This is a genomic window from Ginsengibacter sp. (assembly GCF_057362405.1).
In genome coordinates, this window is sequence record NZ_JBMQQG010000082.1 from 1 (window position 1) to 25,483 (window position 25,483).

23 protein-coding genes are annotated in these 25,483 nt (G+C 37.2%); 13 read left to right on the forward strand and 10 right to left on the reverse strand.

All coding sequences use genetic code 11. From position 1 onward, the window contains the following. A partial coding sequence (locus ACO1O5_RS07115; protein ID WP_486269145.1) for a sensor histidine kinase occupies positions 1-840 on the forward strand: 840 nt, incomplete at its 5' end. Positions 841-857: 17 nt separating this feature from the next. Then, positions 858-1,916, forward strand: coding sequence for a response regulator (locus ACO1O5_RS07120; RefSeq protein WP_486269146.1), 1,059 nt, complete (start codon positions 858-860; stop codon positions 1,914-1,916). 23 nt (positions 1,917-1,939) lie between these two features. Here ACO1O5_RS07120 and ACO1O5_RS07125 read toward each other — a convergent pair whose 3' ends face one another. From ACO1O5_RS07125 to ACO1O5_RS07145, 5 genes are all read right to left on the reverse strand, one after another. After that, complete coding sequence (locus tag ACO1O5_RS07125) at positions 1,940-2,362, reverse strand: hypothetical protein (RefSeq protein WP_486269147.1); 423 nt, start codon at positions 2,360-2,362, stop codon at positions 1,940-1,942. Positions 2,363-2,581: 219 nt separating this feature from the next. Then, positions 2,582-3,025 (reverse strand): Hsp20/alpha crystallin family protein, encoded by a 444-nt coding sequence (locus tag ACO1O5_RS07130; protein WP_486269148.1) that lies wholly within the window; start codon positions 3,023-3,025, stop codon positions 2,582-2,584. A 368-nt stretch (positions 3,026-3,393) separates the two neighbouring features. Continuing rightward, positions 3,394-4,248, reverse strand: coding sequence for a universal stress protein (locus ACO1O5_RS07135; RefSeq protein ID WP_486269149.1), 855 nt, complete (start codon positions 4,246-4,248; stop codon positions 3,394-3,396). Positions 4,249-4,394: 146 nt separating this feature from the next. After that, positions 4,395-7,013, reverse strand: coding sequence for a cation-translocating P-type ATPase (locus ACO1O5_RS07140; protein WP_486269150.1), 2,619 nt, complete (start codon positions 7,011-7,013; stop codon positions 4,395-4,397). 70 nt (positions 7,014-7,083) lie between these two features. Continuing rightward, positions 7,084-8,088 carry an AI-2E family transporter gene (locus tag ACO1O5_RS07145; RefSeq protein WP_486269151.1) on the reverse strand — a complete coding sequence of 335 codons (1,005 nt, stop codon included), beginning with the start codon at positions 8,086-8,088 and terminating at the stop codon, positions 7,084-7,086. A 433-nt stretch (positions 8,089-8,521) separates the two neighbouring features. Here ACO1O5_RS07145 and ACO1O5_RS07150 point away from each other — a divergent pair, with 433 nt between their 5' ends. Genes ACO1O5_RS07150 through ACO1O5_RS07160 form a run of 3 tightly spaced genes read left to right on the forward strand, consistent with a single transcriptional unit; the run spans position 8,522 to position 10,733 of the window. Continuing rightward, on the forward strand, positions 8,522-9,364 hold the full coding sequence (locus ACO1O5_RS07150) for a universal stress protein (protein WP_486269152.1): 843 nt from the start codon (positions 8,522-8,524) through the stop codon (positions 9,362-9,364). A 58-nt stretch (positions 9,365-9,422) separates the two neighbouring features. Next, positions 9,423-10,274: a universal stress protein gene (locus tag ACO1O5_RS07155; RefSeq protein WP_486269153.1), complete on the forward strand. Its 852-nt coding sequence runs from the start codon at positions 9,423-9,425 to the stop codon at positions 10,272-10,274. A gap of 45 nt (positions 10,275-10,319) precedes the next feature. After that, positions 10,320-10,733 carry a hypothetical protein gene (locus ACO1O5_RS07160; RefSeq protein ID WP_486269154.1) on the forward strand — a complete coding sequence of 138 codons (414 nt, stop codon included), beginning with the start codon at positions 10,320-10,322 and terminating at the stop codon, positions 10,731-10,733. Positions 10,734-10,806: 73 nt separating this feature from the next. Here the strand turns inward: ACO1O5_RS07160 and ACO1O5_RS07165 are convergent, their stop codons facing one another. Both ACO1O5_RS07165 and ACO1O5_RS07170 read right to left on the reverse strand, forming a co-directional pair. Then, positions 10,807-13,311 carry a cation-translocating P-type ATPase gene (locus ACO1O5_RS07165; RefSeq protein ID WP_486269155.1) on the reverse strand — a complete coding sequence of 835 codons (2,505 nt, stop codon included), beginning with the start codon at positions 13,309-13,311 and terminating at the stop codon, positions 10,807-10,809. 21 nt (positions 13,312-13,332) lie between these two features. Further along, entirely contained in the window at positions 13,333-14,643 is a 1,311-nt protein-coding gene (locus ACO1O5_RS07170; protein WP_486269156.1) for a L,D-transpeptidase family protein, read from the reverse strand. Positions 14,644-14,911: 268 nt separating this feature from the next. Here ACO1O5_RS07170 and hemN point away from each other — a divergent pair, with 268 nt between their 5' ends. Beyond that, positions 14,912-16,273 carry an oxygen-independent coproporphyrinogen III oxidase gene (gene hemN / locus ACO1O5_RS07175; RefSeq protein ID WP_486269157.1) on the forward strand — a complete coding sequence of 454 codons (1,362 nt, stop codon included), beginning with the start codon at positions 14,912-14,914 and terminating at the stop codon, positions 16,271-16,273. 505 nt (positions 16,274-16,778) lie between these two features. On the opposite strand, the gene ACO1O5_RS07180 is transcribed toward hemN, so the two are convergent. Continuing rightward, complete coding sequence (locus tag ACO1O5_RS07180) at positions 16,779-17,756, reverse strand: SMP-30/gluconolactonase/LRE family protein (protein ID WP_486269158.1); 978 nt, start codon at positions 17,754-17,756, stop codon at positions 16,779-16,781. 127 nt (positions 17,757-17,883) lie between these two features. Here ACO1O5_RS07180 and ACO1O5_RS07185 point away from each other — a divergent pair, with 127 nt between their 5' ends. Both ACO1O5_RS07185 and ACO1O5_RS07190 read left to right on the forward strand, forming a co-directional pair. Beyond that, on the forward strand, positions 17,884-18,639 hold the full coding sequence (locus tag ACO1O5_RS07185; RefSeq protein WP_486269159.1) for an XRE family transcriptional regulator: 756 nt from the start codon (positions 17,884-17,886) through the stop codon (positions 18,637-18,639). Positions 18,640-18,728: 89 nt separating this feature from the next. Beyond that, positions 18,729-19,172 (forward strand): single-stranded DNA-binding protein, encoded by a 444-nt coding sequence (locus ACO1O5_RS07190; protein WP_486269160.1) that lies wholly within the window; start codon positions 18,729-18,731, stop codon positions 19,170-19,172. Between the two features lie 148 nt (positions 19,173-19,320). Here ACO1O5_RS07190 and ACO1O5_RS07195 read toward each other — a convergent pair whose 3' ends face one another. Further along, positions 19,321-20,121, reverse strand: a complete 801-nt coding sequence (locus ACO1O5_RS07195) for an ABC transporter permease (protein WP_486269161.1) — start codon at positions 20,119-20,121, stop codon at positions 19,321-19,323. A 50-nt stretch (positions 20,122-20,171) separates the two neighbouring features. Beyond that, positions 20,172-21,101, reverse strand: coding sequence for an ABC transporter ATP-binding protein (locus ACO1O5_RS07200; protein WP_486269162.1), 930 nt, complete (start codon positions 21,099-21,101; stop codon positions 20,172-20,174). 214 nt (positions 21,102-21,315) lie between these two features. On the opposite strand from ACO1O5_RS07200, the gene ACO1O5_RS07205 reads away from it, so the two are divergent. From ACO1O5_RS07205 to ACO1O5_RS07225, 5 genes are all read left to right on the forward strand, one after another. After that, positions 21,316-22,338 carry a sensor histidine kinase gene (locus ACO1O5_RS07205; protein ID WP_486269163.1) on the forward strand — a complete coding sequence of 341 codons (1,023 nt, stop codon included), beginning with the start codon at positions 21,316-21,318 and terminating at the stop codon, positions 22,336-22,338. Continuing rightward, complete coding sequence (locus ACO1O5_RS07210; protein ID WP_486269164.1) at positions 22,335-23,036, forward strand: LytR/AlgR family response regulator transcription factor; 702 nt, start codon at positions 22,335-22,337, stop codon at positions 23,034-23,036. Before ACO1O5_RS07205 ends, ACO1O5_RS07210 begins: the two co-directional genes overlap by 4 nt. 535 nt (positions 23,037-23,571) lie before the next feature. Beyond that, positions 23,572-24,525 (forward strand): NAD-dependent epimerase/dehydratase family protein, encoded by a 954-nt coding sequence (locus ACO1O5_RS07215; protein WP_486269165.1) that lies wholly within the window; start codon positions 23,572-23,574, stop codon positions 24,523-24,525. Positions 24,526-24,711: 186 nt separating this feature from the next. After that, on the forward strand, positions 24,712-25,098 hold the full coding sequence (locus ACO1O5_RS07220; protein ID WP_486269166.1) for an HYC_CC_PP family protein: 387 nt from the start codon (positions 24,712-24,714) through the stop codon (positions 25,096-25,098). A 98-nt stretch (positions 25,099-25,196) separates the two neighbouring features. After that, positions 25,197-25,481: a heavy metal-binding domain-containing protein gene (locus tag ACO1O5_RS07225; RefSeq protein WP_486269167.1), complete on the forward strand. Its 285-nt coding sequence runs from the start codon at positions 25,197-25,199 to the stop codon at positions 25,479-25,481. Positions 25,482-25,483 lie beyond the last annotated feature (2 nt).

The window sequence follows — 25,483 nt, forward strand, 5'->3', positions numbered from 1 at the left end:
GTAAGAAAAGATGGAACGTCATTTCCTATATCACTAACGCTTACGACTATACTGGATAGTAGCGGCTCGATCACCGGGTTTATGGTTATTGCAATCGATATTTCTCAAAGAAAGAAAGCTGAAGAAGATTTGAAAACAGCTCTCGAGAAAGCAAATGAATTGAGTGAACTGAAGTCAAATTTTGTATCAATGGCTTCCCACGAATTCCGCACGCCATTAAGTACAGTTCTTTCCTCGGCCTATTTAATTGAAAAATATTCAAGCACGGATGAACAACCCAAGAGAGAAAGACATTTGCATAGAATAATTTCATCGGTAAACATGCTTACTGATATTTTGAATGATTTTCTAAGTGTCGGAAAAATTGAGGAAGGTAAGATACAAGTGAAGCTATCAGAATTTAATATTGAAAATTTCATTGCATTAATCGTGGAAGAAATAAAAGATAACCTGAAAAAGAAGCAGGAGATTTCTTATGTACACGAAGGGAATCCGGAGGTAGTATTAGACCCATCATTATTGAAACATATTGTAATGAACCTCGTTTCAAATGCAAGCAAATTTTCGTCGGAAAATACCTGCATTGAAATGAAAACTTCCGTAAATGAAAAGGAGTTTAAATTGTCAGTAAAAGACCACGGAATTGGAATTTCAAAAGTAGATCAGCAACATTTAGCGGAACGATTTTTTCGTGGAGCTAACGCAGGAAATATACAAGGTACGGGCCTTGGGTTACATATCGTTTCAAAATACGCAGAGCTTATGAACGGCAGTCTCACTTATCAAAGTGAGCTCGGAAAAGGCACCGAGTTTATAATTACCTTAATTTTAAAGAAATAATATGAGATTCAAATAATATGCGAAAGATTCTACTTATAGAAGATAATGACGATATCCGCGAAAACACCGCGGAGATTCTTGAGCTTTCCAATTACAAAGTAATTGTGGCAGAGAACGGAAAAATAGGCGTTGAAAAAGCAATTGAGCATACGCCGGATCTTATTATATGCGATATTATGATGCCCGGGCTCGATGGGTATGGGGTTCTTCATGCGGTTCATAAAAATGAGGCTATAAAAAATACGCCGTTTATTTTTTTGACAGCAAAAACAGAACGGTCAGATTTTCGCAAAGGAATGGAACTAGGCGCCGACGATTATATTACCAAGCCTTTTGAAGGAATTGAGCTATTGAACGCTGTTGAGAGCCGGTTAAAAAAGCTTGACTTGCTGAAAAATGAAATAGCACCGGGATTGGAAGGTTTGCAAAGTCTCATGGAAACTTCTTTTGGAAAGGATAGCTTACAAAATCTTGTTGAAGGCCGCAACATCAATACCTATAGAAAAAAACAAATAATCTATTCTCAGGGAAATTACCCAAACCGGCTTTATTATGTAGTTAAAGGAAAAGTAAAATCGTTTAAAATTCATGATGATGGAAAGGAACTTGTAACAGAATTATTTAGTGCCGGTGATTTCCTGGGCTACATCGCTCTTTTGGAGGAAACCGTTTACAAGGATACTGCAGAAGCGTTGGAAGAAACCGAGTTGGCGATTGTTCCCAAAGAAGAATTTGAAGAGCTATTGAATAAAAGCCCGGAAGTAGCTAAAAAATTTATACAATTATTAGCGAAAAATATTACGGAGAAAGAAGATCACCTGCTGGGACTTGCCTATAACTCATTACGTAAAAAAGTAGCCGAAGCTTTAATCATGCTCCAAAAGAAATATAATTCACAGGAAGTCGGTGTTTTTACAATTGACATCAGCCGTGAAAACCTGGCCAGCATTGCAGGTACTGCTACGGAATCGGTGATAAGAACGTTAAGTGATTTTCGCAATGAAAAATTAATTGAAATTTCGGGTGGAAATATTAAAATCATTAATTACAAAAAGCTCGAGAACCTCATCAATTAGCAGTAAATTATTTTCCTGGCTGGTTACATATTTTCCAAAACATAGGTATTGAAATTAAGTTGTAGTTGAAAAAATCTTCCTTCGGAATTGACTATGTTTTTGCGAAGATGTTCAAGCTTTCTATTAATGGCATTTTCATTTACACTCATACCCAATTTTTCGTTCAACAATAATTTGTCAAGTTCGGCAATATCGTTCCTGAGAAAAGTTATCGTTTCATCCTGCTTAATAAATTTGTTTTGAAAATTTTCGAATTCTTCTAATAGCTTTCTGTCAAACCCATTCTTAAGTATTTCTGAAAGCCGGTTTTTTAAGCAGACGTTTTCATCGCTGAAAAAGTTTAAAAGCCTTTTCCATGTGTTAACTTCAACCTGCAGTTGATTAATTTTAGGTATCTCGTTCATTCTGTTTCTGCCTAATACGTTATCGTTTATAGTTTGTTTCATTATGTTTCCTGTTGTTATTCATAAAATTTATACCCTTAAAAATCCACAACTAAAATTTTAATAATGGAAACATTTAACAATTAATTCATCAGATATTCTAAATCTTGTTATTACGGTCACAAGAAATTCGGATATTCTTATTTTTCAAGGTGCTAAAATTAATTCAGCATATAAAAAACTGCTCTGTCATTAACCAAGGCAGAGCAGTAGCTGGCGCAATTAATTCACTGCAATTTTTTTTGCCACCGGCTTTTTAGATTCCTCTTTACGAGGCAGCGAAATCTTTAACACCCCATCTTCATACTTAGCATTAATTTTTTCTTGTTTAATTTCTTCAGGTAAAGAAAAACTACGGCTAAAAGAAGAATAGCTATACTCTTTACGCGTAAACTTTTTATTCTTATCTTCTTTATTTTCTTCTTTTTCGCTGCTGATCGTTAAAATGTTTCCATCAACGTCAATTTTAAAATCCTCTTTTTTCATACCGGGTGCGGCAAGTGACAAGCGAAATTCATCAGGGTGTTCTGTAATATTTACTGCGGGAATATTCATCGGCCGAATATTCCAGCCACCATTATCAAACAAATCGGTCCATGGTTTAAAGAAATCATCAAAAACGGACGGCATTGATTCGTTTAACCTGGTTAATGCTTTTGTTTCCATGATCTTTTTTTTAAATGTTATAGATATTAGTTACAATACAAAAGTATTTTTTTGCGAGGGCTAAACACAGGACTGAAGTCATACCAAAGAGTGAGATTCATCAGTAAATAGCTTGACGCGTTTGGGCTGGCTTTTGGAAGAGATTTGCTTTGCAAGGGATGTCTGATCTGACATAGTAAGATGATCAACGGAGGAACCTGAAATAAAAAACGAACAGATAAAATAGCATCTTTATGAAGTGGTGCGAAACCCATCATGTACATCCAAATTCAATTCAATACCTTGTTTATCTATGTGTATTCGTTTGATATTTTATGGCCTCTTGCACTTATATGACAATACCAAATTACTTACCGCATTAACATTATTTAGGCAGTTATTTTTTGCTGTTTGTTTTTACTATCCCTTGAATAGCTATTTGCCAGGATATTTTTAGACAGAATTAATAGAGGCACATGCGTGTGAAAGATCATATCTTTTGTTTCGCTCTTGGTAAACAGGCGTTTCAACCACAAATGTTTGTGGGGAATCATCACCAGCATATCTGCTTTATTCATTTCGATAAATGTATTTAGGGCATAGCTAATATCGGCATCCACTGAGTATTCAAATGTTGTGACCCCATTCGTTTGTTGCAGCAGATGTGGTGTATTAATTTTAAATACCTTTTTATTCTTGAGGATCCTTACAACATAAAGTTTTGCTTTAAATGCTTGTGTAATTTCCGTAATAAATTTGGGAATGCCTCTATCAAGAACTGCGGCATCATTAGCAAACACCATAATGTCCAGCTTTTTGAATTTTGCTTTTTCAGGAACAACTATCAACGGGATGCTTGTGTTTTTTGCCAGGGCCGTAGCGGTGCTGCCAAATATCTTCTTTAAACTTTTGCCGGCACCTTTCATTCCCACAATAATAAAATCAACCTTTTTTTCATTGGCAAGATTAACGATGGCATCAGTCGTCGGTCCTTCATCGCAAACAATTTCAATTAAAGTGCGACCGGGGTCGAGCAAATTTGCTTCTTCTAATAAGATTTTATCGGTTTGCATCATTATGTCGTAACGGGATACGCTAACGGTAATGGAAGGCGGTGGATTGGGAACTGTGAACGCATTAAACAAAATAATTTTAGCGTTAATCGCCTTGGCAAACTCCACGCCATAAACAGAAGCATTGTGTGATGCCGGTGAAAAGTCGGTGGCTATTAATATTGTTTTCATGATTCCTGGCTTTAGCCAAATTTATAAAGTTTGCCAGCTTTTTTCCCTGATTAAGATTATGATAACGCTTGACCTTAGTCATGTTTTTCGGCAGCCCATCATATCAAATAGTTTATTGAGATGTCACCTGCAATTGAGATTACTTTTTAATCAATATCGTAGTGCAGTCTTGCCAATTTATTTTTTCTCATTCTGCGTATCCATTTTTCCATTTCAACTGTAAAAAATATTACGAATGCCATAGCGACACAAAATAGAAGCTCGCCGATACTCAGCGGAGCCGTCCTGAATATTTTATTAAAAAAAGGTAAATAAATAATTCCAAGTTGTACTATGAAACTAAAAACAACGGTGAAGAATAAACGCTTGTTAGAAAACAGGCCTTGTTGAAAAAAAGATTCTGTCTCCGAGCGGACAGCCAGGGAATAGGTGAGTTGCCCCAAACACAAAACGGTAAATACCATTGTTTGCCAATGAGCATCTTTAATGTAAATCGAATAAGCCTGAGTAGCAATTGTTACTGTTGCTAATAGTGAGCCCACCCAAATAATATGTACGCCTAATCCTTTTGCAAAAATATTCTCACCTGAGGATCTTGGTGGCCTTTTCATAATATCTTTTTCTGCCGGTTCTGTTGCCAGTGCCAGGCCGGGCAAGCCATCGGTAACGAGGTTTATCCATAGTATATGAATAGGTAATAACGGTATAGGCAAACCGAAAAAAGGTGCCAGGAATATCGTCAATATTTCAGCAGTATTGCCCGCAAGAATGTAACGGATAAATTTCCTGATATTATCAAAAATTCTCCTGCCTTCTTTAACCGCTTTTACAATAGTGGCAAAGTTGTCATCTAACAGGATCATGTTTGCTGCTTCTTTTGAAACATCAGTTCCGGTAATGCCCATCGCAACGCCAATATCTGCATGTTTTAAAGCCGGCGCATCATTAACACCATCCCCGGTCATCGCAACATACTCTCCTTTTTTTTGCAGGGCTTTCACGATGTGGAGTTTTTGTTCAGGCGAAACTCTGGCATACACTTTTATATGATCTACCACTTCCAGCAATTCTTTTTCGCTCATGGCATTCATTTCCGCACCGGTAATAATCCTGTCGTCTTTTGATTCAATAATACCAAGTCTTTTAGCGATGGTTGCGGCAGTTATGGGATGGTCACCTGAAATCATTACCGGTTTTATTCCCGCAGTTTTGCATTCGTATACAGCTTGTTTTGCTTCTTCCCTTGGTGGGTCTATAATTCCTGCTATGCCGGCAATTTTCAAATTATTTTCAATACCGGCAGATGTTATTATCAAAGGCAAACTTTCAAATTTTCTAAAGGCAAACCCCAACACACGCAGACCTTTGGCAAGCATATTATTTAATGACTCTTTCCAAAATTCTAAGTCGGCCGCACCGTCTGCTTTATGCATCAATACTTCCATCGCTCCTTTTACAATAGCGATGTATTCATTCCCATGTTTATGAATAGTCGTCATACATTTCCTTTCAGAATCAAAAGGAATTTCAGCAACCCTTTGAAATTCTTTTTCAATTTCATCCTTATCAAAGCCGTTGGACAATGCATAATCATACAGTGCCATTTCGGTCGGGTCCCCAATTGATATCGCATTTTCGTTTCGGTAAACATTATTGTTTAGTGCCATTGCACGCAACAGCATTTCATAATCTTCTGAAATAGTTGCCTGGTCATTGTGCTTTTTGTCGATACCTGAATCGGCGGTTGCGATTTCTTCAACGGTCATTTTATTTAGGGTAAGCGTCCCCGTTTTATCTGTACAAATAAAACTTACCGAACCAAGTGTTTCTACCGCTGGCAATTTTCTTATTAAAGCATTTTTCTTTACCATTTTTTTTGCACCTGATGCCAACGCAATTGTTATTACCGCAGGCAGTGCTTCTGGTATCGCCGCTACGGCAAGTGACAAGGAGGTTAATAGCATCAACACAATATTTTCGCCTCGTAAATAGCCCACGATAAATATTACCGAGCAAATACATAAGATAATAAATGCAAGATTTTTTCCAAAGACGGTAAGCCTTTTTTGTAAAGGAGTTTGTATGGTTGAAGCCTCCAACAGGCGTGCAATTTTTCCAAACTCGGTTTGCATTCCTGTAGCTACAACAATGCCTCTTGCGTGCCCGTTTGTTATATAAGTTCCGTTAAAGGCCATGTTGGTATAATCTCCCAGGGAAAGATTTTGTTGGGTTAACGTTTCAGTCACCTTCTCTGCTGCAACTGATTCACCTGTGAGTGATGATTCATTAATTTTTAGTTGAAAGGCCTCTATTAAACGGACATCTGCCGGCACCACATTCCCGGCTTCCATTAAGATGATGTCTCCGGGCACGAGGTTAATTGATGAAATGGAAATCGGGTGGTTGTTTCTTATGACCAACGCATTGGTAAGCGCCATTTTTTGCAATGCGTCCATTGCTTTTTCAGCACGATACTCCTGCACGAATCCTATAACGGCATTTATTATCACTATCGCGATAATTACAATCGTATCTGTAATGTCGCTTAAAATGCCTGAAATGATTGCAGCAACTATCAGCACCATTATCATAAAATCTTTAAACTGGTAAAGAAACATTAACCAGGGCGGCGTTTTTTTAGTTTTTTGAATTTCATTGGAGCCATATTTCTGCAATCTTATTATAGCTTCTGAAGTTGACAATCCGTTTACCGAACTCCCCGTTATATCTAATATCTTTTCAATATTGATTAGGTGCCAATTCATTTTTTAAATTAATCTGATAAACGCAATAATTGTTGATCAGTTCACTAATTAAGTGCCAATAGAAATCCGCCTATTTCCGGTTAAGTAATAGATTTAGTGGCTTCAATTCTTCAACATAGTCACTAACGATTTTTAATATTGCTACAAAGGGAATAAAAAGTATCATACCCGCAACTCCCCAAATAATGCCGCCTGCAATAATAGCAACCAGCATGGCAAGTGTGCTTACTTCAAGCTGGGCTCCTACCACTTTTGGAAATATAACATTTGCCTCAAGGTATTGCACAAAACTAAATACCGCAATTACACCTGCAACGTACCAAACATTATTAGTATCCAGCCAAACCACGGAAATGGGAAGTAATGCGCTAATGAAAATTCCAATGTACGGAATAATAGTACTAATGGAACACAGGAAACCAAACAGCAGTGCATGCCTTACTCCGAGTGCAAAAAGGCCGGCACTATTAAGGATACCAACGATAATATAAACCAATATCATCCCTTTGATATAATTAAAATAAGTGGAGATAATTTTTTGCAAAATACTATTGAGTACAACTGAATACCGGCCGGGTACTATTTGTTTTAGAAACTGTACAAATATTTTCCGGTGATACATGAACAGCGTTGTAAACACCGGCGTGAGAAATAATATAAAAAACGTGTTTATAGTAACCTCGAGGGATGATTTCAGGAGGTTGGCCAGGTTGTCATTAAGATTTTTTTCCCAGTTGGTATTCACATTCTTTGAAATCCCAATATTATCCGCAATCCAGATTTGTATATTCTGTATCAGGTATTCAACTCTTCCGAATATAGATCTTGCATCTTTTCCAAATACGTTCAATTGCCAAATTAATAAAGAAACCAGGGCGGCCATCAAAACAGTTACTATAAAGAGGCAGCCCACAATAGCGACCGTTTTACTCCAGCCATGATTTTCCAGCCACTTGCATATAGGGTGCATTATCATTGCGATCAATAGTCCAAAAAATAATGGAATGAAAAGCGTTTCCCCAAAATATAAAACGGCCGAACCAAGAAGTATCAGCTCGAGATATTTAATAATCAAGAAAACTATTTTTTGAGTCCTTTGCATACATCTTATCAAAAACCCTGTAAAAAATTGTGAGCCTTACGGCTTCGAAAATCTAAAATCATTCGTTATAAAAACATAGCCTCAATGGTATCAGCTTGCAACTTTGCCAGGTGAAAAAATTGCTTTTCCGAAGATTCGATGGCCGCTATTTTTTGTTCCGGCATTTCGGTTTCCTAAAACTCGTTCACGTCTCCCTAAATAAAGATGATGACAATTAATTGCCGAATGAATGATATATATCAATATGATCACTGATTTTATTCATTGAATTCGAAATACTAGTATAGTATTTTGTATTCGATATTGAATTGATGATTGAGAATTGTAACAGAACGGGACCTAAACTAGAAGGCAATGATGGAGAGCGCAGGTAAAACTGGTTATCTTATTAATAAAAGAAGCATTCGTGAAAAAGTTTTTGGTTGTTTTTGATGGATATAAAATGTCTGAAAGTTCGATGCAATATGCCATTCAACTAACACAGGCAGCGAAAGCCCACCTGGTTGGCGTATTCCTTGATGAGATTATTTATCACACATATAGCGTGTACAAAGTAATGACCAATGCGTCCGACTTTCAGAAAAAACTAGCAGAGCTTGATAAAAGAGATCAGAAGAAGAGAGACGATGCGGTGCTCACTTTCCGGAAGGCTTGCGAATTAGCAAAAATTAATTTTTCTATTCACAGGGATACCAGCATTGCTTTCCAGGAATTGAAACATGAAAGTATTTTTGCCGACCTGGTTATTATAGATGAATATGAAACTTTTTCAAGGTTTAAAGAATCGCTCCCTACCAGCTTTATTAAAGAATTATTGGGTGACGTGCAATGCCCTGTTTTAGTTACACCTGCCGCTTTTAAAAAAATTGACAGAATCGTGTTACTCTACGATGGGAAACCTTATGCCCTGCATGCTATAAAAATGTTTAGCTATGTGCTGGGATGCATGAGGGAGCTACCGGCCGAAATAATAACAGTAAAAGATGAAAAAAAAGCAGGCCGGCATCTACCTGATAAGCTCTTAATGAAAGAGTTTATCAAAAGACATTTTGAGAATGTAAAGTATACCGTTTTAAAAGGCAATCCGGAACAACAAATTGTTGAGTATTTGAGAAGTAGCACACAGAATGTTTTGGTCGTGCTTGGAGCTTATCAGCGGAGTGATATTTCAAGATGGTTTAAAGTAAGTATGGCTGACGTGTTAATGGAGGCGCTTGAAGCACCATTATTTATTGGCCAACACCGGTAGCCATGCATTAAGGTTTAGATATATAAAGATTAATTAACTCTAATAAAATTTGAGAACAATGTTAAAAAAAATAATAGTTCCCACCGATTTCTCAGCATGCGCAAATAACGCAGTTGACTATGCAGTGCAGTCAGCAAAAATTCTTCCTGTTGAAATTATTGTGCTTCATTCATTCGACGTTAAGGGGGATCTTTATACCGATTACATGGGCGTCAATAAGGAGTTCAATCAAATTCAGCTAAATGAGGCTATAAACAAGTTAGAGATGCTTAGGAACAGTATTAAAGAGAAAGAAGGTATTGACATAACAACTATCGTTTCCAAAAAATCGCTTCAAAAAGCATTGAGGGAAACGGTAGAAACTGATGGCATCAGCCTTATAATAATGGGTACTACGGGCGCCCATGGCATCAGGAGAATGTTTTTTGGAAGCAACACGTCATCAACCATAGGAAACAGCCAGGTGCCTGTGATGATGATTCCCTGCAATTACCATTGGAAGAAACCGGAAAAAATTGTTTTCGCCACCAATCGTTTTGAAAGGGAAAAGTTCATTCTTGATTTTCTTTTTGAAATGGCCGATTTATTTATGGCTAAGGTAGAAGTGGTGGTATTTAGCGAGGAAGTAAATAAAGAATCGCTTATCTATGCCGAAGACTCCCGTAATCTTTCCGAGTATGAAAACATGATCAGCAAAAGATATAACGAAAAAAACTTATCGGCTATGCATCTTACCGGTAATGATTTTAAACAATCACTTTCCGATTATATTGAGGATAACGATATTGATATACTGGCCATGGTTAAATACGAGAGGGGATTTTGGGAAGACATGTTTCATAGAAGCCTGACCAAATCGATGAGCTATCATACAAAAATAGCTTTGCTCGCAATACCTGCAAGGCAGTAATTGTTTTACGAGGACTATTCATTAATGATTTAAAAAAACAGACAAATGAAAAATACAAAGGCCGGCATTTGGATCGATACTGAAAAGGCCGTAATTGTTTTCCTGAAAGGCAAAGGGCATATTATTAAGACCGTCGAGTCTTTAATTGAAGGCCGGGAAAGAGTTGCGGGAGAAACAAAAATGTTTTCAAGAATTGGCGTTCAATTTGCGAATTTCGAAACAAAAAAGGAAAACCGAAAAAATCACGAGATACAGAATTATTTAAAAAAGGTTGTTGATGAAATTAAAGGCGCCGACGAAATAGTTTTGTTTGGCCCCGCAGAAATGAAAACAGAACTTGAAAAATTTATGCTGAAGAAATCGATACAATCACCAGTTATCAGGAGAGTTGAAACCACTGATAGCATGACACAAAATCAAATTGTGGCATGGGTGAAAGATTTTTATGAAGACAAATAGTTGAAAGGCCCACCTGGGCAAATTGTCGGACTTCGATTATGTGGCCACATTGATGACCGACTTATTTGATTTCTCATTTATTATTATTACCCAACTTCATTCGAACAAGCTTTATTATTTCAATCCAACCTGTGCTTATTACAGCTACCAGTATAAAGAATAATAAATAAGTTGGCGAAACATGCTCAAGCCCAAACAAGTTTCTAAAAAAAGCTACATAGAGAAATGAAAATATTAAAACCAGCGTAATTGCAATTATCGCGGGAACAAGCGAATTTTTATAACGGATAGTTTGGAATATGGAATAGTGAAAAGAACGATTGCTAAGCGTAAGAAAGATGTTACAGAATAACAATGTTATAAATATTGAAGTTCGGATCATGTTTTCACTTTGATGCTGTTGCATGAAATAATATCCAATGCCGAGGCAACCAGCTGTTATCATTATACCTTGCGCAATGCTTATTTGTAATTGCCTCCCTGATAAAAAAGTTGAGGACAAACGTCTTGGCAAACGCAACATGGTTCCAGGTTCCATTGGTTCATTTTCATAAATGATAGAGCAGGTTGGTCCCATAATTAATTCTAAAAAAATTACATGGATAGGCGTAAAAATTTCATTAAACTTCCATGAAAAAAGTAATGGCAATGTTACAATCAGGATAATAGGAATATGGATGGAGACAATATACTGAATCGCTTTTTTGAGATTATCATAAATTTTTCTGCCGAGAGCAACTGCATCTGTTAAATGAGAAAGATCGTCATCAGTAATAATTAATCCCGCGGTATTTTTTGCCACTTCACTTCCGCGTTTACCCATAGCAATACCGATGTGGGCGGCTCTCAATGCAGGTGCATCATTTACTCCATCGCCTGTCATCGCAACTACTTCGCCGTTTTCAATAAGCGCATTTATAACACTCAGTTTTGCTTCGGGAAACATTCGGGCAAAAACGTTAATTTCCTTTACCTGTTTTTTTAATTCATCAGGCGATAGATGTGTTACTTCATTACCCGTTATATATTTACCGTCATCAGCCAACTTAATAAAACGTGCTATGGCCATTGATGTTTCCGGGTAATCACCCGTAAGCATTTTTACAGAAATGCCTGCATCCTTGAATATTTTAACGGTGCCGGAAATTTTTGCCTTAGGGGGATCATAAAAGGCAATCATCCCTAAAAATTTAAAATCAAATTCCTCCTGCGATACCGGCCAGGTTGATTTGTTCCAACATCCCTTGCCAACACCTAATACTCTGAACCCTTCATTAGCATACAATTGCAATTGTTGTTGAACGCTTTTAATATCTTCAGTACCCAAGCCACTCTTATCCAGCAATGCTTCGGGTCCACCTTTTGCGGCAATAATAATTTCATTGAAATTGTTTTTGAAAATGTGTGTCATCATGGGTGGCTTACCACTTATCGGATACTCATGTACCTGTTGGTATTGCGTACGTCTATCCTCGTCCGTTATTTGTTGGTATAAGTTATGAATTGCTTTTTCCATCGGATCAAAAGGTCCCGTTTCGCTTGACCACATCGCATATTCAATCAATTCCCGGGGTAAATTATTTTTATTTTCAACCTTAATCGAAATTTTATGTATCGCATCATACACACATGCGATACTCATTTCATTTTCCGTGAGTGTCCCTGTTTTGTCAACACAAATTACGGTAGCTGAGCCAAGGGTTTCAACATACTGAGGTTGTTTTACGATAATATTATTTCTTAATAATCTAAATGCACCAAGTGCCTGGAATGTTGTAAAGGCAACAGGAATTTCTTCGGGCAGTATACTCATCGCAAGCGTTAGGCCCTGGAGGAAAGATTGAATAATATCGCCAGACTGTATATAGTGATACCCTACAACGAAAATAAAAGCAATACCTCCAATCCACACCATAATGCGAACGAATGAATTGATCTGGTGCTGTAAAGGAGTTTTGAGAATATTTACTTCTTTAACTGATAAACCAATTTTACCCAACATCGTTTTGTTGCCAACCGCAATAGCTTTCGCAATAGCCCTGCCGCTGATTATCTGAGTGCCTTTGTAAACTCTATCATTGTTATCGCCGTATTTTTCCACAGGAAATGATTCACCGGTAAGAATAGATTCATTAACGGAAAAATCATTTGCCGAAATGAGAATGCCATCTACAGAAATTATCTCTCCTTCTTCTAATACAACAATATCATCCACCACCATTTCTTCTGTTGGTATTTTAATTTGAACGCCGTTGCGAATAACCGTTGATTTGGGCGATGATAATTTCTTCAAGGCACTTATGGCATCCTGGCTCCGGTATTCCTGGTATAAAGAAATACCTGAAACAATAAAAATGGATACCATCATTATAATTCCATCTGAATAACGTCCGGCAAAAAAATATATTAAACAAGCTGCCAGCAGTAAAATGAACATTGGCTGGAAGAAGATTTCTTTCAATACGCGAAGCAATAAACGATTTTCTCCGGCATGCTCTTTATTTAATCCATAAGCATCTCTTGATTTAGATACTTCTGCATCTGTTAAGCCTGTTAAATTTTTTTGATCTATCTGCATGTAAGATATTATTGATAGTTTTTATTTTAAAAGCCGGTATACATCTTTATTGTATTGCAACTTTCCCGAAGCGTTTGTTTCTGCAGTTTGATAAACAACAAACACCGGTACAAGGTTATCAATTTTTAATGTTACAGGTTGCTGCTCTTTTAGGCAGGATGCGAGGAAATTGCTATCTATTTTATTTGGCAACAGGTAATTGGCAAGTTCTATCGGTTCCTGGATGCGAATGCAGCCATGACTGTAATAACGATAGCCCGAAAGAAAGGCAACTTTGTTGTTTGTGTCATGTAAATAGACACTGAACGGCGACGTAAGATTAAATTTTATCACTCCCAGAGAGTTATCGCAACCGGTTGACTGGCGGATGCGGAACGGGAAATAATTCCTGCTATAATTTTTCCAGTTCAGTTTGTGATGATCAATAATGTTTCCTTTTAAATCCAACACCTGCATATTGAGTGCGTCTACGTCGCCCGGGTTTCTTTTAAATTGAGGCAGCAATTCGTTCAACGCAATACTTGCCGGCACATTCCAATAAGGGTACAAAACGATGTAGTTGCAGTACGTTGCAATGCGTGGTGTTTTAGTTGAAGGTTTGCCTACCACGGCTTTCATTCTTAATATAATGCTGTCGTATTCGTAATAACGTAACGTTGCAGATGCAATATTTACTTCGATCCATTTTTCAAATTTAAAATGATGCATCCAACGGTAAAATTGCAGAGAAGTGCCCAGTTGTTTTTTTTGTAGAGAAGTTAATGAGTCACGTTTTAATTGTAGATCTTCTTTGATAGTCTGATATTCGGCATCGTGTGGTTCCAGCAAATTAAAAAAAGCCAGCAGTTCTTCCCTTGAGTTAGCATTCGACAGACCTTGCAATAAGAATTTGTTATCATCTGTTTCCCGCTTAGATGAAAGTTCATCGGATAACATCCAGTGCTCAATATCATTACCCTGGTACATATCTTTACTATAAGCAATTGCAGCATCAGTAAAGATTCGGTCTATACTTTTAACTAAAATGCTATCTGAGGATAAGAAATCTTTGTCAAAATATTCCCTGATTTCTGTTATGTGATATTTTTCTTTCTTCAGTCCTGAATTGATAGAACTATCGATCTTCTCCTTTAATAATTGTCTTAAAGAATAAGAATTTGCTGCCGGTGAGAACCAAAATGGCTGGTTATTTCTCAGCTCATAAAAACTGTTTACGAGTTTAGGATAAATTTGTTCTGACACGCTGCCTGGGTCGCGATTGTTATAGTAAGCAAGCGGATCTTCCCGGGCGAATAAGCAATAAGCTACGGTGAGAAATATAATAAAGAGCATTAGGAAACGCATTTGAATATTTATTAAATACCGGCGATGCAAGGGATGAATCATGGCTACTCGCTATTTGTGTAAAAAACCAACCTGTTGAAAGCCTTTGTAAAAAAGGATCGGCTAACTATTTTTTTTAAAAATAAATTAGTTCGGAACCATGGTATATGACAAGAAAACAAAAAACAGATGATATTAATCACAAAAAACATTAATTATTGTCATTGTATAGGCCTCAGTTCTATGTAACATTTGTAATATGAATCAATCTGAAAGTATGAGTGATATATTGCCATTACTCACCAAATATGATGTGGCCACGCCGCGTTACACGAGTTACCCAACCGTGCCTTATTGGGATTTTTCCAAACTTGATAATAGCAAATGGACGCAATCGGTAATTAATACTTTCAACTCAGAAAATGGCGAATTGTGTATCTATATTCATTTACCTTTTTGTGAAAGCCTGTGCACATTTTGCGCCTGCAATAAGCGAATTACCAAAAACCACAATGTTGAGCAATCATACATTGATGCAGTTCTGAAAGAATGGAAAATGTATCGCGACATTTTGCCGGGAATTCCCGAAATAAAAGAAATTCATTTGGGTGGAGGAACGCCAACTTTTTTTAGCGCAGACAATCTCGTCTATCTTATTACCAATATCATCAAAGATGCTGTTATTAAAGATGAACATGAGTTCAGTATTGAAATACATCCCAATTCTGCTACCGAAGAACACATAAAAAAATTAGCTGCCATTGGGTTTAACAGGATCAGTATTGGCGTGCAGGATTTTGATCCTTATATACAATTCGCCATAAACAGAAATCAAACATACGAACGCACAAAAGAAGTTTTTGATTGGGCAAGAAAATACAATTTCAAAAGCATTAATGTTGATTTAATTTATGGCCTTCCGCATCAAACGGTAAAATCTGTTGAACATACCATTTTCCTTATTAAAAAGTTGATGCCCGATCGCATTGCCTTTTATTCTTATGCACACGTTCCCTGGAAAAGCAAAGCCCAGCGCAGGTATACAGAAAATGACCTGCCGCCGGCATCTGTAAAATGGGAAATATATAACAGGGGCCGAATCCTCCTGGAACAGGCAGGTTTTGAAAGTATAGGTATGGACCATTTTGCATTAGAGAATGATCCATTATTTATTGCTGCAGAGAACGGCAAACTTCACCGGAATTTTATGGGCTATACCACAACACAGTCGAAGCTGATCATTGGACTCGGGGCATCATCTATCAGTGCAACAAAAGATGCCTTTGCTCAAAATGAAAAAGTTATTGAAGACTATGAAGCTAAAATCAACTTAGGAAACTTACCGTTAGTAAATGGCCATTTATTGAATGAAGAAGATCTTTTAATTCAAAATTATATTCATGAATTGATGTGTTTGAATAAAACAACATTACACAAAGGGTTGCACGATGTTGATTTTTTGACAAACATTTTATCAAAGCTTTCATCCCTGGAAGCTGATGGTTTGGTGGAGATAGACGAGGATGTAATAAATGTAACTGCAAAAGGCAGGTTATTTATACGTAATATTTGTGCCGCTTTAGATGCTTATCTCTTCAATAAAGAAATGACAGTGCAGACATTCAGCAAAGCTATTTAAACAGCTACGTAATTGTAGTAATTCTGTTTCCTGGTTTTCGATTTTTAAATAGAGAAATTTACCCGCTATTTCCAGGTAAGTATGCACACTTTCATGATAATTAAAAGCATGCTTAATTATACTGTGTGCCATTGTATTAAGCTTATAGATTGCTACCGTTTATTAATAAGAGTAAGATCGTTTCGTGAAAATTGGCAAATAAGTTGGCACATTTTTGGTATTTATCCCAACTATGTTAACTATTATGCTAATTCTTTAAAACCCTTACCTATGTTCCTAAGAAACTTGTTGGCCATTGTTTTAGTGCTGATTGGAATAATTTGTTCAGTCCTTCTTATTGTCTTTCTTGCGAGCGCCGCAATATTTGGTTCGTTTTTTCTGCCGCTGATCTGCGTAATAGGATTGACGCTATTTTTCTATTTCATGTCTTTGTTGAACGAAAAGCAGGAGATTTAATTATAATGCGGAGTTTATAACGAGCTGCAGTTTATCTACCTACTGAAGGCTATTGAACTCCCCTTACCCTGGTACGTAATGTATAAACCGATTTTGAAGCGGTAATAAATAATTCATCCCTGTTTTTGCCACCAAAACAAATGTTGGCTGTCCAATCTTCGGGTACGGGTATGTGTTGTATTATTTTTCCCTCCTTATTATAAACTGTAACTCCCTTGCCAGTTAAATAAATATTTCCTTCATTGTCTATCGTCATGCCGTCAGAACCCTGGTTGGCGAAAAGTTCCTTACCAAGTAATGTTCCGTCTTTAGCAATGTGGTACTTATACGTTTTGTTCGCCCCTATATCAGCTACAAATAAGAATCTGCCATCGGGGGTTCCGATGATACCATTTGGTTGTGTGAGTTGTCCGTCTGCCAAAACCGGCTTCGTTGTATTGCGGGCTAAATAATAAACATTTTGCGCTGTTATGTGCGGATGGTCATTCGCCCAATAATTTCTTTTATAATAAGGATCCGTAAAATATATATCACCATTTACCGGATTAACCCAAACGTCATTGGGGCCATTTAATACTTCGCCGCCAATGTTATCAGCAAGAACCGTAACTTTTTTTTGAGGGCTTATTGACCACAATTGGTTGTGCTCATCTGCGCACGAAATAATATTGCCGTTCTTATCAAAATACAAACCATTAGAGCGGCCGGCACTATCCATAAAAAGAGACAGTTTCCCGTTAATATCGTATTCCCATATTTTATCATTTGGCTGATCGGTAAAAAAAATATTGCCTTCTTTATCAACGGCAGGGCCTTCGGTAAAAGAAAATTTATCGGATATCAGTTCAAGTGTATCTGCAGAAATTTTATTCTGATTGATGCCCGTATCGCCGGCATATCGCGAATATATTTTTTGAATTTGAAAACTCTTAACTGGTTTAATCAAGTGGGCGATGCCGCTTAAATTCAAATTTGCAACCGTTATTAAAACTGAAAGACAAAGGTATTTATAAAAGCAGCTGTACATGGCCGTATCAATTAAGGGCGTTAAAAGACTATTTTTTAATTCTTTAAAATTACTCCCAAAAAAATAATTAAAATAAATTTGGCAGAACTAAATTAATTAGTATTTTTGTCTAAATAAATTAGTTACTATGGCGCTGGCAGGTCTTAATTTAAAATATTTAAGAAAGCTTCGGGGGTGGACACAGGAAGAATTTGCTTCCAAACTTGGAATCAAGCGTTCGCTTGTTGGAGCTTACGAAGAAGAAAGAGCAGAACCAAGAACAGATGTTCTCGAAATTGTGTCTGAAATCTTTAAAGTAACATTAGATGAGTTATTGCTCCACGATCTGAGTGAATCCAAAGGTTCTAATTACCTGGCCAAAAGGCGCCAGCTTAAAATGATGAGTGCCGACAGGAATCTGATTCATTTCGTTCCGGTAAAAGCAGCTGCAGGTTACCTGGCAGGTTATGCGGATAGTGAATTTATCGATGAGCTAAATACTTTTACTTTGCCCATGCTTTCAGGTGGTACATACAGGGCTTTCGAAATAATAGGAGATAGCATGATGCCTACGCCAAGCGGCAGCGTGATTGTAGGTGAAAAAGTGGAGAGCGTTGATAATATTAAGAGCAATGCCGCATATATTGTCGTTAGCAAAAGCGAAGGCATTGTATATAAAAGGGTTGTTAAAAGCAATAAAAATAAAAACAAGCTCACGTTGGTAAGTGATAATCCGGCTTACCAGCCTTACCAGGTCCATACGGCCGATGTGCTGGAAGTTTGGCAGGCCCAGGCCGCCATTAATAAGGTGACGCAGCAGCAGCGTTGGGATGTGGATTCATTGGTTAATTTGGTGAGTAACTTGCAGGACCAGGTAACCTCGTTGAAAAAGAAAATGAATTAGGTTTGTAATAAATCAGCAGATTTCGCTTCATTCTTACACTTAGAATGCGGCCGTTCAGATACATCGGTTAAAAATTAAAAAACAAAGTCATGATCAAGTTACAAGTCATCGGCAATCTTGGTAAAGATTGCATCGTAAAGGAAATTAACGGTAAAAACGTTATTAATTTCAGTGTGGCACACACAGAAAAGTTTAAAGATTCTACAGGTACGCCAAGAGAACGCACGACCTGGGTGGAATGCGCTTATTGGACAGACAGAACCGCTATTGCTCCTTATCTTAAGAAAGGCCAGTTGGTTTTTGCAGAAGGTGCTCCGGAAGCAGAAGGTTATATGAATAAAGAAAACCAGGCCGCTGCTACTTTAAGAATGAGGGTCCGTGAGATACAACTTTTAGGCGGCCGTACCGAAGGAAATTCGGGAAGCCCTGCTTCTTCATCTTCTTCCACTTCTTCAGGATCTAATTATAATACAAATTATAACAAGCCGGTTGCGGCAACTATGGAGGAACCTGCAGACGATCTTCCGTTCTAATTTTATTTCGAATAATGGGTGGGTAAGTAAAGCGACAGTTTTTATTGTCGCTTTTTTTATGTTGAATCTCGCCAGACGATAGATTACGAATCAGATATCATCATGCCACTTATATCACCTTATTGCAGACATCAAGGTAAACCATTCTTTACCCTCTGAAGAATTTTACAAAATCAAAATAACTTACAATAGAAATGATAGTAAAGTAAATCAAACTATTTGCCTGAAACGACGTTAGAAAATGTTGTATGTCCGGAGCATAGTTGCACATCAATACAGGTAAGCCATAAGGAACATACATGAGGCTGTGCCAGTGGGAAATGTACATACCTATCGTCAAAACAACTCCGCCTAAACCAATCCCAATAGTTGAGAATAGATTCTTTAAACGAAAACTCAGCCAAAAGTGAATGGCAAGTATTGCCAGTATTGTAATGAATGACTTGCTGATGTAAGCAACAATGCTTGTGTGAACATTTCCATACATGTAAGACGGAAAGTGATTCAAAAAACCAAATTCCGGTTTCCATATTCCTAACATATAGCCACCAAGTAAATAAAACATAAACAGCAGGCAATAGAGTAACAGTACAAGAGTTACGAGCACCATGTATTTGCCGATAAAGATTTTTGTTTTAGAAACAGGCAATACAAAAACATGTTTCCAGGTATTTGATTTGTGTTCAATATTAAAAACAAGGGCTACTATCAAAACGATCAATAAAGGCAGGAATGTAAAATGAACACCATTGAATAGTTTTCTCGAATATTCATTCCATGGATTGGGATTGTCTTCAACAAGGTGATGCACGTAGTCAGTCCAATGCCAGCCAATATTGCTAACAAAAAATGCAGGAATAAATAAAGCACCAAGGATCACCAACCAGAAGGCAAAAGAGTTTTTTGTTTTGATTAGTTCTGTACGGTAAACAACAAGAAGTTCTTTCATTTTATAAGATTGTATATGATAAATTATTGCAGGAATTTTTATTGCGAAATTCAGCTAACCGTGTAGTTGTGTGTCATGTCTAAAAAGAGTTGTTCAAGATTTTTACTTTCAATGACAGCTTCGTATATTTTTACATCATTAACCATTAATATCTGCATGATTTCACTGACCTCGTCCTTAGATTTAATAGTTATATCCAGGCTGCCCCCATTATCAGTTACACAATAAGATTTTTTAAGAAGTTCAATGGCAGCGCTGGCATTATCAACCTGTATATGAACTTTCAAATCCTTCTTTTGAAGATTGTATAAATCTTCTATCGTTCCCTGGAAAAGCATTTCGCCCATATTTATAATTCCAACATGAGTAACAATTCTCTCTACTTCAGCAATTAAATGGCTTGACAGGAAGATGGTGGTGTTATATTTTCTATTGATGGCTTTAAGCAGCTCACGCATTTCCATCATTCCGCCTGGATCCAGGCTGTTTACCGGCTCATCAAGTATGAGTAATTCGGGTTCAGCCAGCAATGCAAGTGCAATCCCTAACCTTTGTTTCATGCCTAAAGAATATGCTCTAACCTTTTTATGTGCCGCTTTTGAAAGCCTGACGATTTGCAATACGCCATCAATTTTTTCTTTCGGAATCTTTCTTAATTGTCTTGTAATTTCTAGGTTATCATACCCTGATAAGTGCTCGTATAAAGAGGGTTGTTCTATCAGTGCGCCGATTTTTGATAGGCTTTCTATTCTGTTTTGTAAAAGATTTTTGCCAAAAAGAGCGACCGAATTATTCCGGTCTCTCAATAAACCAAGCAACAAACGTATTGTCGTCGTTTTACCGGCACCGTTAGGTCCTAAAAAACCGTAGATCGATCCCCGTTCTACTTTTATGTTGATATTTTTTATGTTGATCTTTTTATTGCTAAACCCGAATGCCAGGTTGTTGGTTTCAATAACAAATTGATTGTTGTACTGCATAATTATTTTGTTGGCTTAGTTTAAAATCATGCACAAATGTTCTCCGTGTTTCTAGTTGCACAAAACTTTTTTGATGTATTGTCTGTAAGAACTGACAGATCGGATAATATCTCTGTCGAAACATTGGTCATCCCATTTAAGCATTTCGACATTCATATTAACGTATTCATCAATTTTATAAGGCTACTGAAAAAGCGGTTAGTTACATTTACGTATGAAACATTTGCAGGGGATACTAAGAAAACTGTTTGAAAGCAGGATGAGCATTCATGTTGTATTCATCATTTTCTTTCTTGTTATGTTTTGCCTGCCATCCGCAATAAATGCTTTGCCTGTGGAAAAGCTGTCCAGGGTTTTTCTTTACGGAATATTTCTTTTGCTGTGCCTGTACGCAGGAAGATGGTGCTGCCGAAAATGGCTTATGTCAAGCCAGTTCCAAAAATTTGTAGCATGGTCAGGTGTCGCCATTATTCTCCTTTGTGCAACTGGCATATTTGGCTCGCGGCTTCTCACAAACAATAGCATCACTTCCATTATAGTAACTGTTCTATTTGTTGTTGCGTTATTCTTTTCACTGGGCGCATTTTTTTCAATTACAAGAACCACCATACTCAGGCAATTACACGATTCACAAATAATACAGGAACAAAAGGAAAGTGAATTGCAGTTATTAAAATCCCAGTTAAGCCCGCATTTTTTATTTAATGTATTAAATAATTTGTATGGACTTTCTTTAAAGCAGGGCGATAAGGTGTCGCCAATGCTGTTAAAATTGTCTGGCCTTCTCCGGTACAATTTATATGATACCAATAAAACTTTTGTGCCGTTGCAGGATGAGCTAAGCTGTATTGAAAACTATATTGAATTAGAAAAGATGCGTATTGGCGAAAGGTTGTTGCTTGATGTTAATATTTCAAAACAAAACATTGAAAATACTGTGATTCCACCCATGTTGCTCATGACTTTTATTGAAAATGCATTTAAGCATTCAAAAGATACATCCCATAAAAATGTTCTTATCAATATCCATTTTCAACTTGTTAACGGTTTAATAGTGTTAGCTATAAAAAACAATAGGTCGGACGAAGCAAAGACCCTTAGTAATATCGACCATTCAGGCATTGGCCTTTCTGTTACTCAAAAAAGGCTTGATTTATTATATGGAGACAAATATTCTTTACAAACTTTCAATGAAGAGGGATTTTATAAAATTTGCCTTAAAATAAAAACCAAATGAAGCAATTGAATTGCCTTATTGTAGATGACGAGCCTATTGCCTGCGATATTATTGTGCACTACTGTAGCCATCTTTCGTTTCTAAATGTTGTTGCTGCTTGCGGCAATGCTTTTGAAGCAAGAAATGTATTGAACGATAATAAAATTGATATCATCTTCCTTGATATTCACATGCCGGTTTTGGATGGATTAAGCTTTCTAAAAACGTTGAAACAACCGCCGCAAATTATTTTTACTACTGCTTACAAAGAATACGCTGTTAATGCTTTTGACCTGACCGCCTGCGATTATTTACTGAAACCTTTTTCTTTGGAACGATTTATAGTAGCAATAGATAAGGTAGCTGATAAATTAAATACGACTAATAATGTGCCGCAGGATGAAACTTCTCCCGATCATTTTTTTATTAAAGCTGAAGGCAAAATTTACAAAATAAGTTACGGAGAGTTGCTATATGCCGAGGCAAAGGGTAATTATACAAAAGTGGTTACAGTGAATAAATCTATTCTTCCTGCAATTTCATTTAGCAGCTTCGAAAAGTTATTGACATCTAACCTCTTTGTGAGGGTTCATCGTTCGTTTATTATTAATAAATCTAAAGTTGAAAGTATAGAGGGTAATTCCATTCTTATTAATAAAGTCATTATTCCAATTGGAAGCAGTTATAAAGCGGGTTTTTTAAGATTGTTGGGTCTATAAAAAGCCAGGAAGCTGTGAGGAGTCTGAGGAATGGCGCACAACATTTGTTGGCCAATATCATCTTATAAACTTTTTGTAAATACGCTGTAAAATCAAATTTTACCGTTAGTAGTCTTCAGCGTATTCCTTTCCGGTCTTTCGGAATCAACTTTACCTGGAAGTTTGGCCGGCTGGAATTTAAAAAGGTAAAAGAAGATAACCCGGTCAACTTAAATCCACCATCCGGTGATTGATATTTTTGAAGGTAGTGCTGGTACTATTAGTGCGCTCCATACAGCGTGGCTTTCAAACTTTGAGAGGCTGAAGTAGAAAGATGTTTGTTCTATATTCGATACATAATCCTATAACATCAAAAACGTTAGTTTGCCTGCTAAAAGAGACAAATCTGTATTTATCAAAAGTGTGTATGTTTTTTGCAAAAGAAACGTCGTATGCTGGCATCAAACAATTGGAAAACGGCTAAACAATATGAAGCAGGTACCTTATATTTATGCGAGATTTTTGAAGGTATTAATGAAACAAAATTGCAAGAAAAATGAAAGTAGTAGTTATAGGAGGTACAGGGCACATTGGCACTTATTTAATTCCGCGATTAATAATGGCGGGACACGAGGTAATTTGTGTTAGCAGAAAAAGGCGCGAACCATACACTGTTCATCCGCTGTGGAAGTTAGTCACCTACGTTATTATTGATAGGTCTGAATCTGAAGATAAGGGAATTTTTGCTTCAAAAATTAAAGAACTTCACGGTGAAATAGTAATTGATCTCATTTGTTTTACACCCAAAAGTGCTGCTATGCTAACGGAGGCTCTGACAGGTGAGGTTGAGCATTTTGTACACTGCGGCACCATTTGGGTGCATGGCCAAAGTGAACAGGTGCCTACCCGTGAGAGCCAGGAGCGAAAACCGTTTGGCGAATATGGTATCAACAAGGCGAAAATTGAAACCTACCTTCTTTCAGTTTTTAGACGGAAGGGTTTTCCCGTTACTATACTGCATCCCGGGCATATTACCGGGCCGGGGTGGCTGCCCATTAATCCTGCAGGCAATCTTGATTCCGAAGTGTTCATAAAACTTGCCAAAGGCGAGGAAGTGATTTTACCCAATCTTGGATTGGAAACCATACATCATGTGCATGCAGATGACGTCGCGCAGGCTATTTGTAAAGCCATTGATAACCGGCAAAGTGCCATAGGAGAGGCCTTTCATATTGTTTCTGAACAGGCGCTTACGTTAAGAGGTTTTGCCACTGCAATGGCGAAGTGGTACGGGAACGAAGCCAAACTCACTTTCCTGCCTTGGGAAGAATGGAAAGCAACAACTAGTCAAACGAATGCGGACCTCACCTGGGATCATATTGCGCATAGCCCTAATGCAAGCATTGAAAAGGCAAAGAAATTATTGAATTATAGCCCCAGGTACAGTTCACTACAGGCTGTGCAGGAAGCTGTGGATTATTATTTTGCAGAGGAAAATATAATGCCGTAAGAAATAAAAACAGGCTGTTAACGTTTTAGGCACTGTCCATTTTTGGTGAGCACACAACAGGCATTCAGGAAGATTATTAGAATTCCTCTTTTGTATTTTTAAGGGACGTAAAACATAAAATTTTGCAAATAATATATATTATCTTACAAACAGGGTACAAAAACCTTTATTACTTTTGAGTACACGATGAAAAAGGCAGCCGCTATATTTATAATTTGTATTTATGCTATTTCCTCCCTAGGATTTAGTGTAAAAGAATTTTATTGTTGCGGTAAATTAAAATCGGTAACGCTTTCCTTACGGGTAGACGGCGGTAAAGCATGTAACAAAGACGAAAGTAAAGACAAATGCTGCCAAACAAAATTCCAATACCATAAGGTTAAGAATAGCCACCTGGCTTCAACCATATTAGTAAATTGCACTAATGATTTTCAGCCCACACTCACCTTCACTTTAATTCATACTGTTAAATTCGTAGGGGCTGTCCCAGGTATTGATGGCAACAGAAGCCATGCCCCACCGTTGCATCCCGGGGTTGCAGTTTATATTTCTAACTGCGTCTATCGCATTTGATGATCTCTTGTTTATAGTTGCCTGGCATCCGGCCGGGCCAATAGCGTTATTATAACTGCCTGTTTATTTATACCGTTTCCATTTTTAAAATTTTAGTTATGAAAAGTATTGTATGGGTACTAATGCTGACAACAGCATTCACTACCGGTTTTATTGCATGTAGTACTTCGCCAACAAATAACACTGCAAAAAAGCAATCGGGCACTCAAGCGCTGGTTCCATTAACAAATAATGAAATCTACACCTGTACTATGCACAATGAAGTAATGAGCGATCACCCTGGTGAATGCTCCAAGTGTGGTATGACGCTGGTTAAGCAGAAAATAACACCTGAGCAGGAAAAGATGTTGAAAGAAGGAACTTATGTAAAGCCTAAAGAATAAAA